This window comes from Collinsella sp. AF20-14LB, assembly GCF_003459505.1.
In the GTDB taxonomy this organism is placed as follows: domain Bacteria; phylum Actinomycetota; class Coriobacteriia; order Coriobacteriales; family Coriobacteriaceae; genus Collinsella.
In genome coordinates, this window is the sequence record NZ_QRWD01000022.1 from 24,487 (window position 1) to 40,640 (window position 16,154).

At 58.0% G+C, this 16,154-nt stretch carries 15 protein-coding genes, 5 tRNA genes and 1 pseudogene; 16 read left to right on the top strand and 5 right to left on the bottom strand.

The annotated features are described in order from the left end of the window. Positions 1-3 precede the first annotated feature (3 nt). The 16 genes and pseudogenes from cysS to DWX63_RS10055 all read left to right on the top strand — a co-directional run bounded on the left by cysS (position 4) and on the right by DWX63_RS10055 (position 10,293). Positions 4-1,470 carry a cysteine--tRNA ligase gene (gene cysS / locus DWX63_RS09980; RefSeq protein ID WP_117843610.1) on the top strand — a complete coding sequence of 489 codons (1,467 nt, stop codon included), beginning with the start codon at positions 4-6 and terminating at the stop codon, positions 1,468-1,470. A gap of 143 nt (positions 1,471-1,613) precedes the next feature. Beyond that, a complete protein-coding gene (gene rlmB, locus DWX63_RS09985) occupies positions 1,614-2,534 on the top strand; it encodes a 23S rRNA (guanosine(2251)-2'-O)-methyltransferase RlmB (protein WP_117843611.1) in 921 nt (306 codons plus the stop codon). Positions 2,535-2,537: 3 nt separating this feature from the next. Continuing rightward, entirely contained in the window at positions 2,538-3,215 is a 678-nt protein-coding gene (locus DWX63_RS09990) for an NYN domain-containing protein (RefSeq protein WP_006234978.1), read from the top strand. Between the two features lie 224 nt (positions 3,216-3,439). Further along, positions 3,440-3,514, top strand: a tRNA-Thr gene (locus DWX63_RS09995). Between the two features lie 793 nt (positions 3,515-4,307). Continuing rightward, positions 4,308-4,389 (top strand) — tRNA-Tyr (locus tag DWX63_RS10000). A gap of 10 nt (positions 4,390-4,399) precedes the next feature. Next, a tRNA-Thr gene (locus tag DWX63_RS10005) sits at positions 4,400-4,475 on the top strand. Positions 4,476-4,478: 3 nt separating this feature from the next. Continuing rightward, positions 4,479-4,555 (top strand) — tRNA-Met (locus tag DWX63_RS10010). 96 nt (positions 4,556-4,651) lie between these two features. Continuing rightward, positions 4,652-5,842: an elongation factor Tu gene (gene tuf, locus DWX63_RS10015; RefSeq protein ID WP_117563790.1), complete on the top strand. Its 1,191-nt coding sequence runs from the start codon at positions 4,652-4,654 to the stop codon at positions 5,840-5,842. A 279-nt stretch (positions 5,843-6,121) separates the two neighbouring features. Next, entirely contained in the window at positions 6,122-6,271 is a 150-nt protein-coding gene (gene rpmG, locus DWX63_RS10020; protein ID WP_022093895.1) for a 50S ribosomal protein L33, read from the top strand. 13 nt (positions 6,272-6,284) lie between these two features. Then, positions 6,285-6,360: transfer RNA gene (locus DWX63_RS10025), tRNA-Trp, on the top strand. Positions 6,361-6,436: 76 nt separating this feature from the next. Next, a complete protein-coding gene (gene secE, locus DWX63_RS10030) occupies positions 6,437-6,775 on the top strand; it encodes a preprotein translocase subunit SecE (protein WP_089572519.1) in 339 nt (112 codons plus the stop codon). A gap of 3 nt (positions 6,776-6,778) precedes the next feature. Beyond that, positions 6,779-7,315 carry a transcription termination/antitermination protein NusG gene (gene nusG, locus DWX63_RS10035; RefSeq protein ID WP_006234984.1) on the top strand — a complete coding sequence of 179 codons (537 nt, stop codon included), beginning with the start codon at positions 6,779-6,781 and terminating at the stop codon, positions 7,313-7,315. A gap of 120 nt (positions 7,316-7,435) precedes the next feature. After that, entirely contained in the window at positions 7,436-7,864 is a 429-nt protein-coding gene (rplK, locus tag DWX63_RS10040) for a 50S ribosomal protein L11 (protein WP_022093893.1), read from the top strand. 117 nt (positions 7,865-7,981) lie between these two features. Then, positions 7,982-8,689, top strand: a complete 708-nt coding sequence (gene rplA, locus DWX63_RS10045; RefSeq protein ID WP_089572518.1) for a 50S ribosomal protein L1 — start codon at positions 7,982-7,984, stop codon at positions 8,687-8,689. Between the two features lie 463 nt (positions 8,690-9,152). Continuing rightward, positions 9,153-9,719: pseudogene (locus DWX63_RS10050) on the top strand (hypothetical protein). Beyond that, positions 9,643-10,293 carry an isocitrate/isopropylmalate family dehydrogenase gene (locus DWX63_RS10055; protein WP_233502585.1) on the top strand — a complete coding sequence of 217 codons (651 nt, stop codon included), beginning with the start codon at positions 9,643-9,645 and terminating at the stop codon, positions 10,291-10,293. Before DWX63_RS10050 ends, DWX63_RS10055 begins: the two are co-directional and overlap by 77 nt. A 351-nt stretch (positions 10,294-10,644) precedes the next feature. On the opposite strand, the gene DWX63_RS10060 is transcribed toward DWX63_RS10055, so the two are convergent. From DWX63_RS10060 to DWX63_RS10080, 5 genes are all read right to left on the bottom strand, one after another. Beyond that, positions 10,645-11,775, bottom strand: a complete 1,131-nt coding sequence (locus DWX63_RS10060) for a DUF4179 domain-containing protein (RefSeq protein ID WP_117635373.1) — start codon at positions 11,773-11,775, stop codon at positions 10,645-10,647. Continuing rightward, complete coding sequence (locus DWX63_RS10065) at positions 11,756-12,316, bottom strand: RNA polymerase sigma factor (protein WP_117583099.1); 561 nt, start codon at positions 12,314-12,316, stop codon at positions 11,756-11,758. The genes DWX63_RS10060 and DWX63_RS10065 overlap by 20 nt, the downstream gene beginning before the upstream one ends. Positions 12,317-12,548: 232 nt before the next feature. Then, positions 12,549-13,259 carry a metallophosphoesterase gene (locus tag DWX63_RS10070; protein ID WP_117639531.1) on the bottom strand — a complete coding sequence of 237 codons (711 nt, stop codon included), beginning with the start codon at positions 13,257-13,259 and terminating at the stop codon, positions 12,549-12,551. After that, positions 13,256-15,178 carry a BMP family ABC transporter substrate-binding protein gene (locus DWX63_RS10075; protein WP_117843612.1) on the bottom strand — a complete coding sequence of 641 codons (1,923 nt, stop codon included), beginning with the start codon at positions 15,176-15,178 and terminating at the stop codon, positions 13,256-13,258. Before DWX63_RS10075 ends, DWX63_RS10070 begins: the two co-directional genes overlap by 4 nt. 94 nt (positions 15,179-15,272) lie before the next feature. Further along, positions 15,273-16,040: a mechanosensitive ion channel family protein gene (locus DWX63_RS10080; protein WP_117635370.1), complete on the bottom strand. Its 768-nt coding sequence runs from the start codon at positions 16,038-16,040 to the stop codon at positions 15,273-15,275. Positions 16,041-16,154: the final 114 nt, after the last annotated feature.

A 16,154-nucleotide genomic window follows, 5' to 3' on the forward strand; every position in this document is an offset into this window, starting at 1 on the left:
CGAATGCGTATCTACAACAGCGCTACCCATAAAAAGGAAGAGTTCCAGCCCATCGAGTCCGGCAAGGTCCGCATGTACGTGTGCGGCCCCACGGTCTACGACAACATCCACATCGGCAATGCCCGCACGTTCATCAGCTTTGACGTGATTCGTCGCTGGCTCATCGCGAGCGGCTACGAGGTCACGTTCGCCCAGAACCTCACCGATGTCGATGACAAGATCATCAAGCGCGCCAACGAGCAGGGCCGTACGGCCGCCGAGGTCGCGACGGAGTTCTCCGACAAGTTCATCGGCGTTATCCGCGCTGCCAACGTGCTCGATCCCGATGTGCGTCCCCGCGCCACCAAAGAGATCGGTCCCATGATCGCCATGATCAAGACGCTTATCGAGCAGGGCCACGCTTACGCAGCCGATAACGGCGACGTGTACTTTGCCGTGCGCAGCGATCCCAACTATGGTCAGGTCTCGGGCCGCAACATCGACGACCTTATGGTTGGCGCGCGCATCGAGGAGAACGAGGACAAGAACGACCCGCTCGACTTTGCCCTGTGGAAGGCCGCCAAACCCGGCGAGCCCAGCTGGCCGAGCCCCTGGGGCGAGGGCCGCCCCGGCTGGCACACCGAGTGCGCCGCCATGGTGCACCGCTACCTGGGCACCCCGATCGACATCCACGGCGGTGGCTCCGACCTTGCCTTCCCGCATCACGAAAACGAGTGCGCCCAGGCTACCTGCGCCTGGCACCAGGGCTTCTCCAACACCTGGATGCACACGGGCATGCTGCTGGTCGACGGCGAGAAGATGTCCAAGTCGCTCGGTAACTTCTTTACGCTGGCCGAGGTGCTCGAGCAGCACTCTGCCGCGGCTCTGCGCTTGCTGATGCTGCAGACGAGCTATCGCTCACCGCTCGACTTTTCTTGGGAGCGCCTGGAGGGTGCCGAGAACTCGCTCACGCGTATCGCCGGCACGGTCGAGAACCTGCGCTGGGCCGCGAACCATGCGACGGCCGATGCCGATGAGGCAGCATCCGAGGCGTTTGCCGCCAAGGCCGCCGAGACCCGCGCCACCTTTAAGGAGTGCATGGACGACGACTTTAACACCGCCGGTGCCATGGGCGCTGTCTTTGGCTTTGTGACCGAGTGCAACCAGTACCTGGAGCAGGCGGGCGACGCTGCCGACAAGGCCGCAGTCCTGGCTGCCGCCGATACACTGGCCGAGCTGCTCGATACGTTTGGCGTCGAGCTTCCCGAGCCCAAGGTCGAGCTGCCGCTGGGACTGCTGGGCGTTGCCGCCGGTCTGGTCGCCTACACGGGCGACGACGTGGATGAGGCCGCTGCCAAGATTCTCGAGGCTCGCGCCGAGGCCCGTGCCGCCAAGAACTGGGATCTGGCGGATGCCATCCGTGATCAGCTCAAGGACCTGGGCCTGACGATTGAGGATACTGCCGCCGGCACTCGTATTAAGACTCTCTAGTATTTGTCGACCGTTCGAGGTGCGGCAGATTGCCTTGAAAGAGGAGGGCATAGACCTGGTGGTCATGCCCGACGATTGAAAGGCAAGGTGCCGTGGCTCGGACGGTCGATTCTTGTTCGTTATCTATTTAAGGAGGTCGCTATATGGCCGACAATCGCAAGCGTGCGCCTCGTGGCGGCAAGCAGGTCGCTTCTGGCTCGCGTCCGATTCGCCGTAATGACCGCGCTGCCGCTTCCAAGGGCCAGCGCGAGCGCTCCCATGCCCAGGCTGCGCGTCCGCAGCGAGATCGCAACCGCGACAACGTTCAGGTGCCCAAGGGCGAGTTTATCGAAGGTCGCCGTGCTGCCGCCGAGGCACTGCGTACCGGCTTTCCCGTCAAGTGCGCGCTCATCGCCGAGGGCGGGGAGCGCGATGCCGCCTTGTCGCGTCTGGTCGACGACCTCAACGTCGCAGGCGTCCGCATTAAGTATGTGCCGCGCGCGCAGCTCGATGCGCTGTCGAGCCATGGCGCTCACCAGGGCATTGCGCTCGAGGTGGGTAATTTCCCCTATGCCGATGTTGCCGATATCCTCGATCGCGCGGGTGATGGACCGGCGCTCGTCGTGGTGCTCGACCATGTGACCGATGACGGTAACTTTGGCGCCATCGTGCGCTCCGCCGAGGTCGTGGGCGCGGCGGGCGTCATCATCGCCAACAAGCGCGCCGCCGGCGTGACCGTGGGCAGCTACAAGACCTCTGCCGGTGCCGTCATGCACCTGCCCATCGCGCAGGTTCCCAACATTGCCCGAGCGCTTGACGACCTCAAGGCCGCTGGCTTTTGGGTGGGCGGCGCTTCCGAGCATGCCGAAGGCAGTTGCTGGGACGCTCCCTTCGAGGGCCGCGTGGCGCTCGTCATGGGCTCCGAGGGCGACGGCATCTCGCGTCTGGTGCTCGAGAAATGCGACTTTTTGACCAGGCTTCCCCAACGCGGCATGACCGAGAGCCTCAATGTTGCCCAGGCGACTACCGCGCTGTGCTTTGAGTGGTTGCGCCGCAACGCCGGCGAGCTCATGGGGGAGGAGTAGCGCATGTCCAAGAAGAACCGCGCCAAGTCCAAGGCCAAGCGCTTTGGCGAAGGCTCGGCCAAGCCGATTGTTTCGGCCGCGACCTATGGCGTGGGCGGCAATGCGTTTGCGCAGGCCATCGCCGACCCGGTCTCGACGGTGCACTCCAACAAGCCCGAGCTGCTGGTGGTCGACGGTTACAACGTGATCCACTGCACGCCGCGCTACGAAAAGCTCGTGTACGACCATTCCGACGATCCGTATTCCAGCGACGTTCACGATATGGCGCGCACCGCCCTCATCAACGACGTCGCCGCCTTTGCCCAGGGCCGCTACGAGGCCGTAATCGTGTTTGACGGCGCGGGCAATATCTCCAGCGAGCGCCCCAACCTGCCGGCCCGCGGCGTGCGCATCGAGTTTTCGCCGACGGGCGTCTCTGCCGATACCGTGGTGCAGAAGCTCTGCATCGAGGCACGTGAGGAGGGCCGCGCGTGCTCCGTGGTATCGAGCGACGGCACGATCCAGGCCGTCGTCATGGGCAAAGGTGTTACGCGCATCTCGAGCCGCATGCTGGTGGACGAGATCAAGCAGATCGATAACGACGTTCACGAGGCAGAGGAAGCTCCGCAGATCAAGATGACTCTGGGCAGTCGCCTGAGCCCCGATGCCCTGGCCAAGCTCAAGGCTCTGCGCGGGAGGTAGGTAAACCTTCTATGGGGAGCTGCTTTCTCGATTGACCAACCAACTGGTTTGTAATCAATGGGTTGCGGCTTGGCATCGACAAAACGAATAGTTTTGGTTCTGGCGAACAGATAAAACTATTCGTTCTGACGAATAGTTTTGAGATGTGGTCGGTCAAAGGGTCTGTTGCGCCTCGTCAGCAATTCCTTTATTCTTAACTGGCTTCGCGCGAAAGCGCCAAGTGTGCCAGTGTGGCGCAACGGTAGCGCAACTGATTTGTAATCAGTGGGTTGCAGGTTCGATTCCTGTCACTGGCTCCATGAGAGTTTCGGGCTCTGTCTCTATATGGGACAGGGCCCGTTTCTATTTATGTTGACATGTCAGCGGGTTTGACTCCCACCAGGCTTTAGGTTTGTCTCGATCTGTAACACGGGCGGGCTGAAGACCCTCCTTATTGTTACAGATCGAGACATTGCCAAGGGACGGACGATAACATCTCGGTCTGTAACACGAAGAGGCTGAAAACCGTTCTTACTGTTACAGATTGAGACGTAAGCTGGGGTCTCTGCGTAATATTTCGACCTGTAACAGATAGGGGAGAAAATGTTCTCTATATGTTACAGATCGAGACAAAAGCCGTGTCGAGCTCGGCTGCCCCCCCCTGAGCGTGGATTATCGGACGTACGAGCGTGGAAAATCTCCCGCTTAGTGAATGATCGTGGATAATCTGCCACTTTGGCCTTGGGGGCACGCCAATAGTGGGAGATTGTCCACGCTCGATTTCAAACGGAAGAAAATCCACGCTCGAATCTGCCACGGAAGCCCGATCTCGACCTATATATAGGTGCAAATAGGCTGTTATCGAAGTTCGATCCTGAAGGTGTACTCCACTACGCCAAAGTGTTACCTTGGGAAATGTCACCTCTGTATCCAAAACCACCGTCCTTCATATCCAAACTCAATAAAACCGCAGGTCACGGCTATATAGATACGCCCGGAACCGTGTATCTAGAGGTTTTCGTTGACAGCCCCCAAGGTTGCATCGTATTATCTTTTTCGTTCGCGGGGGCGGCGGTCCAAAAGACCAAAGGACCTGCGGATACTTGAACGATTGGGAGTTTGCCCGAGTGGTTAATGGGGACGGGCTGTAAACCCGTTGGCTTTGCCTACATAGGTTCGAATCCTATAGCTCCCACCCGTCAAGTGCCTGTATAGCTCAGTCGGTAGAGCACTTCGTTGGTAACGAAGAGGTCACCAGTTCAAGTCTGGTTGCAGGCTCCATCCGGCGGTGTAGCTCAGTTGGTTAGAGCACACGGTTCATACCCGTGGCGTCACTGGTTCGAATCCAGTCACCGCTACCATAGGTAACACGGTGGCTTCTCAATAGTATGTTGAGAGGCCACTATGGTATAAAGGCAAAGTCCCGTCCGGGGACGACCTGTTAAGAGGAGGGCTTTATGGCCAAAGAGAAGTTTGAGCGCACTAAGCCGCATGTTAACATCGGCACCATTGGTCACGTCGACCACGGCAAGACCACGCTGACCGCCGCCATCACCAAGGTTCTCTCCGAGACCGAGGGCTGCAAGGCTGACTTCACTGCGTTCGAGAACATCGACAAGGCTCCCGAGGAGCGCGAGCGCGGCATTACGATCTCCGTCTCCCACGTCGAGTACGAGACTGCTGCCCGTCACTACGCTCACGTTGACTGCCCGGGCCACGCTGACTACGTCAAGAACATGATCTCCGGTGCTGCTCAGATGGACGGCGCTATCCTGGTCATCGCCGCTACCGACGGCCCCATGGCTCAGACCCGCGAGCACATCCTGCTCGCCCGTCAGGTCGGCGTTCCCTACATCGTCGTCTTCCTGAACAAGTGCGACATGGTCGACGATGACGAGCTCATCGACCTCGTCGAGATGGAGACCCGCGAGCTCCTCTCCGAGTACGATTTCCCCGGCGACGACATCCCCGTCATCCGTGGTTCCGCTCTGGGCGCTCTCGAGGGCGACGCCAAGTGGATGGACGCCATTCGCGAGCTCATGAACGCTGTCGACGAGTACATCCCGACGCCTGCTCGTAACAACGACCTCCCGTTCCTGATGGCCGTTGAGGACGTTATGACCATCTCCGGCCGTGGTACCGTTGCTACCGGCCGTGTCGAGCGCGGTGAGCTCAAGCTCAACGAGCCCGTCGAGATTGTCGGCATCAAGGATACCCAGAACACCGTCGTTACCGGTATCGAGATGTTCCGTAAGTCCATGGACTTCTGCGAGGCTGGCGACAACGTCGGTCTGCTGCTCCGCGGCATCAAGCGCGAGGACATCGAGCGCGGCCAGGTTCTCTGCAAGCCCGGTTCGGTTACCCCGCACACCAAGTTCACCGGTGAGATCTACGTTCTGACCAAGGAGGAGGGCGGCCGTCACACCCCGTTCTTCGATGGTTATCGTCCTCAGTTCTACTTCCGTACCACCGACGTTACCGGTACGGTCAAGCTCCCCGAGGGCACCGAGATGGCTATGCCTGGTGACCACATCACCATCGAGGGCGACCTCATCCACCCGATCGCCATGGAGGAGGGCCTGCGCTTCGCTATCCGCGAGGGTGGCCACACCGTCGGTTCGGGCATCGTCTCCACGATCATTGAGTAAATTAGCTCTTTGATATAGCTGACTTAGAGAACCCGGCACTTATATGGGTGCCGGGTTCTTTTCTGCAATGGATATTCAGCCGTTGCTGGTGTCGAGAGGATCGATAATGGTCCTGGATGCACCGTCGATTAGATCTCGATGGCTTCATTGATGTGTTCCAAATATGAATGGATCCATCGAGAACCAATTGACTCGAGGTTTTCATTGACAGCACTTACGTGGAGCTGATAAAGTAATAACTCGTGCCCGTACGGGGCGGAAATGAAAGGTTCAGGATACATGCGTACTCTAGTTACTCTTGCGTGCACTGAGTGCAAGCGCCGCAACTATACGACCACCAAGAACAAGTCGACCATGCCTGATCGTATGGAGATCAAGAAGTATTGCCCCTGGTGCCGTCACCACACGCTGCACAAAGAGACTCGCTAGTCTCTAGTCATATACGCCAGTAGTTCAATTGGTAGAGCATCGGTCTCCAAAACCGAGTGTTGAGGGTTCGAGTCCTTCCTGGCGTGCCAGTCATTATTCCGTAAGCTCCCACTTGGGGGCTTACGGTTTACTCATGTATAAGCGCATTGCGCGGAGGTAACCCAAATGGCCAACAAGAAGAACAAGAAGAAGGCACAGCAGCAGGCGCCTGCCAACAACGCTGCCGCCAACTCCAAGGTTGAGGCCAAGAAGGCCGTTGCCAAGAAGAGCGAGAAGGCTGCGAAGTCTAAGAAGAACGAGAAGCCTGGTTTCTTCGCCCGCACCAAGAAGTATTTCGCTTCGGTGAAGTCCGAGATGAAGCGTGTCACGTGGCCCGATAAGAAGGAGCTCGTGAACTACTCGGTCGTCGTTTGCGCTTCTCTGATCGTCGTCGGCGTCGTCATCGCTCTGCTCGATGCTGGCTTTGGCGAGGCTCTTGCTCTGTTCTCTGGATTGAGGGGCTAAACCATGTCTAAGCGTTGGTACGTCGTTCACACTTACTCTGGATACGAGAACCGCGTTAAGTCCGATCTCGAGCATCGCATCGAGACCATGGGCATGCAGGACCGTATCTTTGATATCGAGATTCCTATGGAGCGCGTCACCGAGATCAAAGAGGGTGGCAAGCGCGAGACCAAGGATTCCAAGATCTTCCCGGGTTATGTCCTGGTCCGCATGGAGATGGATGACGATGCTTGGACGTGCGTTCGTAACACGCCTGGCGTCACCGGTTTCCTGGGCGGCAACGGCAAGCCCGCTCCGCTTTCCCGCGACGAGTACAACAAGATGACTCGTCGTCCCGGTAAGGGCGATTCGCCCAAGCGCACCTCGGTTGATATTCAGGTCGGCACGTCCGTCCGCGTCACCGATGGCCCGCTTACCGACTTTGATGGCAAGGTCTCCGAGGTTAACACCGAGGCTGGCAAGCTCAAGGTCACGCTGATGATCTTTGGCCGCGAGACGCCGGTCGAGCTCGACTTTAACCAGGTCGCTGTCATCGCTTAAGTTTTCGTCCGTTCGCGCGAGCGTGCTTCTTCTGTGACTGCTCATCTCAGGAGTGCTTCTAACACGTGCGTGCTTACGATATAGCAAGTACTTCACACTCGTGATTCGAAAGGAATGACCATGGCTGAGAAGAAGGTTGCCAACGTCATTAAGCTCCAGATTCCTGCTGGTGCAGCTAACCCCGCTCCTCCCGTCGGCCCCGCCCTGGGCGCTGCTGGCGTGAACATCATGCAGTTCTGCCAGGCCTTTAACGCCGAGACGCAGGACAAGAAGGGCGACATCATCCCCGTTGAGATCTCTGTCTACGAGGACAAGTCCTTCTCCTTCATCACCAAGACCCCGCCGGCGGCTCACCTCATCAAGAAGGAGCTGAACCTCAAGTCTGGTTCCGCTAAGCCCCAGGCCGACAAGGTTGGTCAGCTCTCTCAGGAGCAGCTCACCAAGATCGCCGAGATCAAGATGCCGGACCTCAATGCCAACGACATTGACGCCGCCAAGAAGATCATCGCCGGTACCGCCCGTTCCATGGGCGTCACCATCGCTGAGTAGCGATTTCTTTAGGTAATGACGGGTGCTCCGACCGGGGCGCCCGTTATATGTGTGCAATAGGGCACACGATACGATGTGGGAGGGCTCACGCCCGTTTAACCACAGGAGGTAATGCACATGGCTAAGCATGGTAAGAGCTATAACGCCGCTGCCGAGAAGATCGACCGCGCCACGCTCTACACCCCCCTTCAGGCTGCCAAGCTCATCAAGGAGCTCGACACCGCCAAGTTCGACGAGACCGTCGAGGCCCACTTCCGTCTGGGCATCGATACTCGTAAGGCTGACCAGAACATCCGTGGTTCCATCTCCCTGCCTCACGGCACCGGCAAGACCGTTCGTGTTGCTGTCTTCGCCGAGGGCGAGAAGGCCCGCGAGGCCGAGGCTGCCGGCGCCGACATCATCGGTTCCGACGAGCTCGTCGCCCAGATCCAGAAGGGCGAGATCAACTTCGACGCCGCTATCGCTACGCCGAACATGATGGCCAAGGTTGGCCGCATCGGTAAGATCCTTGGTCCCCGTGGCCTCATGCCGAACCCCAAGCTCGGCACCGTGACCATGGACGTCGCCAAGATGGTCTCCGAGCTCAAGGCCGGCCGCGTTGAGTATCGCGCCGACCGCTACGGCATCTGCCACGTGCCCCTGGGCAAGAAGTCCTTCTCCGAGCAGCAGCTCGTCGAGAACTATGCTGCCCTGTACACCGAGATCCTGCGCGTCAAGCCCTCTTCTGCTAAGGGCAAGTACGTCAAGTCCATCTCCGTGTCTTCCACCATGGGCCCTGGCGTCAAGGTCGATCCCGCTATCCAGCGCGACTTCCTGGCTGAGTAACTAACAGTTACTGCCTGAGCAAAGCAAGCATTGCTAAAGAGACCCGGTTCTGCCTCGTGCAGGACCGGGTCTCTTGCTTTTGAGTCAACGAAACCACCACGAAGGGGACAGGCACCCTTGTGGTGGTTTTACTTGTGTTGTACTTTAGCGCGATGTAGTACTACCCGAGGCCGAAGGGAGCCCAACATGTTTAAGAACACGCAACAGCTCCTAGGCCTAGCGCTACTAGATTGGATAGCGCGCTAGGGTTGTAATCTCGCTATAACGATTTGTTGTACCCGGGTGCGCTATCGTCTGCCGCTTTCAGGCGTGATGAGCGACACGGGTATTTTTCTATCTCTAGGCCTTCTCTCTCCTGAAAGCCATCTGTCATAAAACGGTCAATCAGGAGGAACATATAAGCCGCAAAATCACAATCTTTGACGCCACCCTGTGCGACGGTGGGCAGTCGCCGGGCGCCAGCATGAATACCGAGGAAAAGCTCTTCATCGCCCGCCAGCTGGTGCGCATGAACGTGGACGTTATCGAGGCGGGCTTTCCCATCTCGAGTCCTGGTGACTTTCGCTCCGTACAGGAGATTGGCAAGATTGCGGGCGACCGATGCACGGTATGCGGCCTGACGCGCGCTGTCGACAGGGATATCGAAGTGGCTGCAGAGGCGCTCAAAACGGCCCAGAGGCCCCGTATCCATACAGGGCTGGGTGTGAGCACCAGTCACCTGCGCGACAAGCTCCATATGACTGAGGAAAGGGCAATTGAGTGAGCGATCCATGCCGTCAAACATGCTCGCAAGTTCGTTGACGATGTTGAGTTTTATGCCGAGGATGCCGGCCGCTCCGATCAGGAGTTTCTGGTGCGCATTATCGAGGCGGCCGTAAAGGCCGGTGCCACGGTCGTGAACATCCCCGATACGATGGGCTACAACATGCCGTGGGACTTTGGCGCCCGCATCCGTGACCTGCGCGGGCGCTGCGGGTGCGGCCGGTCAGCGTGCGGTCGACGTGATGGAGTATCGCGAGTACGAGATTGAGCGCATTGCGCGCCAGGCATTTGAGGCGGCGCGCAAACGTCGCGGCAAGGTGACGAGCGTTGATAAGCGCAACGTGCTGGAGACGAGCCGCATGTGGCGCGAGATCGTGCATCGCGTGCAAGACGAGGAGTACTCCGACGTGGAGCTTGAGGACCTGCTCGTCGACAACGCCGCCATGCAGCTCATCAGTCGACCGGCAGACTTTGACGTCGTGGTGACGGAGAACATGTTCGGCGACATCCTGTCCGATGAGGCGGCTCAGATTACCGGATCGCTCGGTATGCTTGCCTCTGCCTCGCTGGATGATGGCGTATCGCTGTTTGGGCCGAGCGCTGGCAGCGCTCCTGACATCGCGGGGCTCGGCGTGGCCAATCCGCTGGCTCAAATCTTGTCGGTGGCGATGCTGCTGACCTACGCGCTCGACATGGGCGAGCAAGCCGCGTGGATCGAGAGCGCCGTGGCGCGCGTGCTCGACGAGGGCTGGCGCACCCGTGACATCGCCGATGTCAACACCCCGGCAGATAAGATCCTCGGCACCACGACGATGGGCGACAAGGTCGTCGCCGCGCTGTAGGCGATGCCGATTCAAGCTGTCAAATATCTCAATCTGTAACATCTAAGGGGCAAAATCGTTCCTACCTGTTACAGATTGAGATTTTCGGCCGAGCATCCGTGGTCTGTCTCGATCTGTAACAGCTAACCGATTATTTGGGCCCTACCTGTTACAGATTGAGACAAACCGTTGGGACAGGTCGGACGAGTCAGCAAAACCACCACAAAGGTGCCGGTCCCCTTCGTGGTGGTTTTTAGCGCAACGAGGTGTTCCCAGCCGACCATACGGGCGGCCTTGCGCTCACGCTGCTCGATGACGGCGCATCTTTAGACGCGAAGTGCGGAACCGGGTGCATATACGAGCCGCGTAGCGTTACGAATTCATGGGAATGACCGTATCGCCAATTTGTACGCTTGCAATCTTGTCTGTGTCACAAACTTGCGAGAACGGCCAGGTCTTGTGGACATCAGTGGTGCCGTTATCCAGTTTATTTGCGAAATAGCCGCTGTGGCTGGTTGCGTCCTCAACATGACCGTCTTTGAACGTCACGATGAGGGGTATGTTGCCAACGGCATCCATAGACTCCTCCATGTTTTGAGACATCTTGCCGCTGTTGTTGTCGTGTTCGATGGAACGATCTATGTTGTAGCGGACTGAAACGCCAACGCAGGATACGGTGGCCTCTTGAATCGTCGCCTTGGTGCCGTTAAAGTTGACCGATTTGGGCGCGGGAATCGTAACGGATGTATCTTCGTAATTCAGCTGGAACTTAAGATCCCATGGGCCCGTAAGTATTTTCTTATACTCGGGAAGCTCTTTGCCAGCACGTGGCACAACGAGAGAGTTGATATGCGTGCGGACGGTCCTGCCCATAAGGCCGGGTGATTCAACGCTGAACTGTGCAAAGTATTGAATGCTGGAGTCATTGGGGTTCTTGTCAATGAGCCATGATTGGCCTTGGCCGCCATGCTCGCCATCAACGTATACGTTTCCATCGACACTTCCGGCGATAGTTCCGTTCTCGCCCGGCTCGGAAAGCTTTTTCAGGGCAGCGGGATCGTCGAACGTAAGCGTATAGGCGATGGTAACCATATCCTTGTCGCCCATGATGGCGTCGGCGGTCACGGTGACTCCGTTGTTGGAGCAGCTAGCACCGACGGGCCGGCCAATACGGTCGATGATCTCGGTTTGAGAAGCAGGTCCGTCAAAGATGTCGGAAAGCATGTCAGAAGGAAGCGGCAGGACGCCTGTTGCCATAGCCGTGCCAGCGCCTCCAATGACGATAGCGAGGACTGCCGTTACAGCGGCAATGCGAGCGACTGTTCTTACGGGATGGCGGGCGATGCGCGGCTTGCGTCGCGTGCCATTAAAGTTGCTTTGAGCGGTCGCCGCATCGCTCGAGGCGACGGACTGAGCAATCGAGTTTGCCATGTGCTGCTTCGCATTATCGGTAAACGAAATGTGCTCCAGGGCGTGGCGATAGTCATTCGAATTCGTAGTCATTGTGGTCTCCTTTCAAGGAAAGCCGAAGTGACGCACGTCCGCGGCTAAGGTGCTGGGCGGTTGCAGCTGGCGTCGCGTGAACGGCGTCTGCGATTTCCCTGATGCTCATGCCTGCGTAGTAGTGCAAAAAGATGGCGATGCGCTGTGCTTGAGGCAGGGCCGTGACAGCGGAAAGAATGGCGCAGTCGCGTTGCGCGAATTCTTGCTCGGTATGTGTTACGGGTGCGCAGAAATCGGGGAGCGAATCGAGGTCGACAACCGGGTGATTCGCGTGCGTACGGCCGATATCGCGACATGCGTTCAGTGCGACTCGGATCACCCAAGCACGTTCGTGTTCGAGCGAGTCGAACGGTTGAGTGCGTTGGAGAATCTTGATCAGCGTGTCCTGGCAGATGTCTTGAGCGTCGTCAGCGGATCCAAGGGCCGAATAGCACAATCGAAGGATGAGGTCGGAATACGTGTCGACCAAGCGCTTTGCTTCCCGCTCGATCTGATCGGCATCGCATCGGAGCGTGCTATTGCGGTTACGGCGTGCAGGCATAGTGTCACCTCCAATTGGTCGTGGTGGATATAGGGAAGGCGTCTCGCGAGGTCCCTCTACATACAACACGGTCGAGACTGCATAAGTTGACAAAAAAAGACGGCACGTGAGCGCCGTCCTTACAAAACAATGAGTGTTCTCGTTAATTACACAAGCACCGTGATGGACAGGTCGGACGAGTCAGCAAAACCACCATAAAGGTGCCTATCCCCTTCGTGGTGGTTGTTGGCAGTTACCAGGGGGTTCTGGCGGTTGAAGACTCGATTGCTTCGTGGCGTTTGAGCTCGCGGCGCATGGTTTGCGAGTTGAGCCAAGCGGCCTTCCAACCGCGCGTGGGGTAGCGCGCCTCGTCAATTTCGATCTTGGTATAGCCGCAGGCGTTGACAATCTTCGTTCCGCATGGGTGTTGGCGCTCGCGTTGAAAGTTGGGGCCGTAGCTTTGGTGCACATGCCCGTGAATCATATAGTCGGGACCCCAAGACTCAAGAGCCGCATTAAAGCACTCGAATCCTCGATGCGGCAGGTCGTCCAGGTCGCCCATGCCTGCGACGGGTGCATGGGTAAGTAGAATATCGCATCCGTCTACCAGTGCGATTTTTCGCGATAGCTTGCGCATGCGTTTTGCCATCTCGCGCTCGGTATACATGTTCGCGCCGTCGCGGTAGCGCATGGAACCGCCCAGACCCGCAATGCGAATACCTCGGTACACATATACGCTGTCCTCAACACAAATGCACCCGCCCGGTGCATGGCGCGCGTAGCGGTCGTCGTGGTTGCCACGAACGTACACAAGCGGTTTGTTGATGACAGTGACCAAAAACTCAAGATAGTCCGGATCCAGGTCGCCTGCGGATAGAATCAGGTCAACGTCCTCAAAGCGCTCCTTGCGAAAACATTCCCACAGGCAGCGCTCCTCTACATCGGCAATGGCTAGGATATTCATAGGGCACGGACCTCCGGCTCGTTATCGAGCTGCGGAATCGAGCCTATAACGTTGTCAGCCAGCCAGTTCATCTCGACAATCTGCGTACTCGGCAGGGGAGGGAAGCCCTCAATCTGAACCACGCCGTCCTGGCTGTGGAGCTCGCCGCCAAATGGGTTGATGGAGCCCTCGACAATGCCGTTGCGAAGCAGCTGCACAAGTTTACGCGTCTGATAGGGTAGGCCCGGAGCGTAGCGAATATCGATGACGCCGGAGCTCATACCGTACCAGTAGTTGACGGCGCGCACCTGCTGGTCATCGGCGGTCTCGTCCCATGTGCCGTGCAGTAGGCTGCGTACGATGAGTTCGTAGTAACGGCCCCAGTTCCATACCGGCATAGCAATACCGGTAACTTCCTTGCCGTTTACCAGACGGTGAAGCCCGTAGGCGGTGGGGTCCTCGAGAGACTTGGACATATCGGCGCCGGTCATGACGCTCACGCTCTCGCGACACATGGCTTCGGCAAGACCGCCGGCGGGAACATCTCCCCAAGTGAGGATAATCTGCGCACGAGGGTCGAGCAGCGAGGCACCGATAGCGAAGGCGTTGATTTCGCCCAGCGCGCCCGAGGCGAAGACCGACGCATGGTAGCCAATACGGTGGTTGTCGGCCATGCTGGCGGCAAGGGCGCCCAGTAGGAACTTGGCCTCGTACATCTTTCCAAAGTACGAGCGGACGCTTTGGTGGGGAAGGCCGATTGAGCAGTTAAGGAACCGCACCTGGGGATACTCGACTGACGCCCTGAGCGTGTATTCCATGAGCCGGTGTGAGGTCGAGAAGATGACGTTCGCCCCGTGCTTTACGGCTGTCTCGACGGCGGCGTAGAACACGTCCGAATCGTGGCAGTCCTCGAACGCCTCGGTGCGCACGATGCCGCCAAAGTGCTCATCAAGATACCGGCGGCCCTGGTCGTGTAGGCTGTCCCAGCTCGACGTGGCACAGGGAAACTCGTGGATAAAGGCGATTCGCATGGGATTGGCAGTGGAGTAGACGGTCTTGCTCATAAAGAAGTTGAGCACGCCCGAGGTAGCTTTTGTCGGTGCGCCCTCTTTCTCGTTGGGCTGCGGCGCTTCGACAAGATCGACTTTGTCCTCGTCGCTTTTGCCGGCAATGACAAGCTCGCGCCAAATCTTGCACAGACGGTTGACGACGATATCCGTCGGCGTATCCAGCAGACGGTCCTGGTTGTAGACGTTGAGGTAGACGAGCATGGCATCGGCAGGCGTAATGTCCAAGTGGTCGCCGCCCGCGCGAAGATAGGCGCGCTTAAAGAGCAGGAAGGTGTGACGTAGGTAGTCGACCTTCTTTTGAGGCCATTTTTCGACAAGATCTTGGCCGAGCATTTTGGCAAGCATCTCGTAGCTGCCCTCGCGCGAAAACTCAATCTCGTACAGGGGGCATACGTACCAAAAGGCGCAAAACTCACCGTACAGGCGGCTCTCGACGGAATCCCACTTACCGGGGTACAGACGCGTCACCTTGGCCGAAACCGTCGGAGCGTCAAGGAATTTAAGGACGCTGACACGCTTGTTGCCCTCTTGGACGTAAAAGCGGTGCATGAACTCGGTGACGATGATGGGGTCGCGGTAGCCCTCGGAGATTTGGATATCGTAGAGGTTGGACCATTTGCGGGCGAATTCGGTATTCCAGGGGAGCAGCGGCATAAAGTTACACGAAAAGGCGGACTGGCGACCTTTGGTAACCGTTCCGACGACCATTTCGAGCGGAATGTCTCTTAGGCCGACATTCTCTCGCTGACCTAAGGGGAGCTGGGCGACCAAGCTATCGAGGTCCGTGAGGTACGGATGCTCGCTTTGACTAATGGCGCGACGGCGTCCCTGCTCGCCGCGCTTGCGTGCTTGACGATAGGCCTCTTCCATGGTGTCTACTCCCTTAGTCGTTTAAACAACGATATGAACCATGTTACCACGATGCGAAACCACCACAAAGGTGCCTGTCCCCTTTGCGGTGGTTTTAGGCGATGATGGGGGCGATGGCGCGGATGCAGGCGTCGGCTGCCGTAAAGGTGGTGCTGTCGTCACTGACGATAAAGATGATCTTACCCTTAATGCCAAAGTCGCCGATCTCGCTAAAGAGCACGTAGGGTTCCTTGTCAAAGCCCGAGATGGGTGAAACGGCGACCTTGGTGGCACAGGCGAGCTCGTCTGCCAGCGCATCGAGCGAGTCCCACTTTGACGTGTCCTTCACCGCGACGGGAACGACAACGCGTCCAAAGGGCATGAGGTGCACGAGTGTGTTCTTGGAGATGTTGGAGTTGGGGACGATGATGGTCTGTCCGCAGGCGTCCTCGATGGTCGTGTGGCGCCAAGTGATGTCCTGGACCACGCCCGACACGCCGCCGACCTCGATATTGTCGCCGGGCTTGATGATGCCCATAAAGGTCACTTGCATGCCGCCGATAAGGTTTGATAGCGTGTCCTGAAAGCCGAGCGAGATGGCGATGCCGCCGACGCCAAGAGCGGCGACGAGCGCGTTTGCGTTAATGCCAAAGCAGTTGTCGAGGATAAAGCTGCCGCCGATCATCCAAATGACGGCACGCGCGATGTTGATGAAGATGCTCGATGCGGGAAGCGGGTTGTCGTCTCGGTTGAGTAGGTGGCGCAGGGTCTTGGATGCCACCTTGGCGGCGATGGCGGTGACTATTACCAAGATGACGGCCCAGATGATGTTGTGGACCCAGCGCTGCTCAAAGAAATGAAGAATCGGTTCAAACAATTCCATGTAGGGAAAACCTCCTAATGATCATTCAACCATGATACCCACCAAAAAGCCCGTCCGATCATGAACTGCCTCCCATTTCTTGGACATGAGAAATGGGAGGCTTTCTTTATGCGC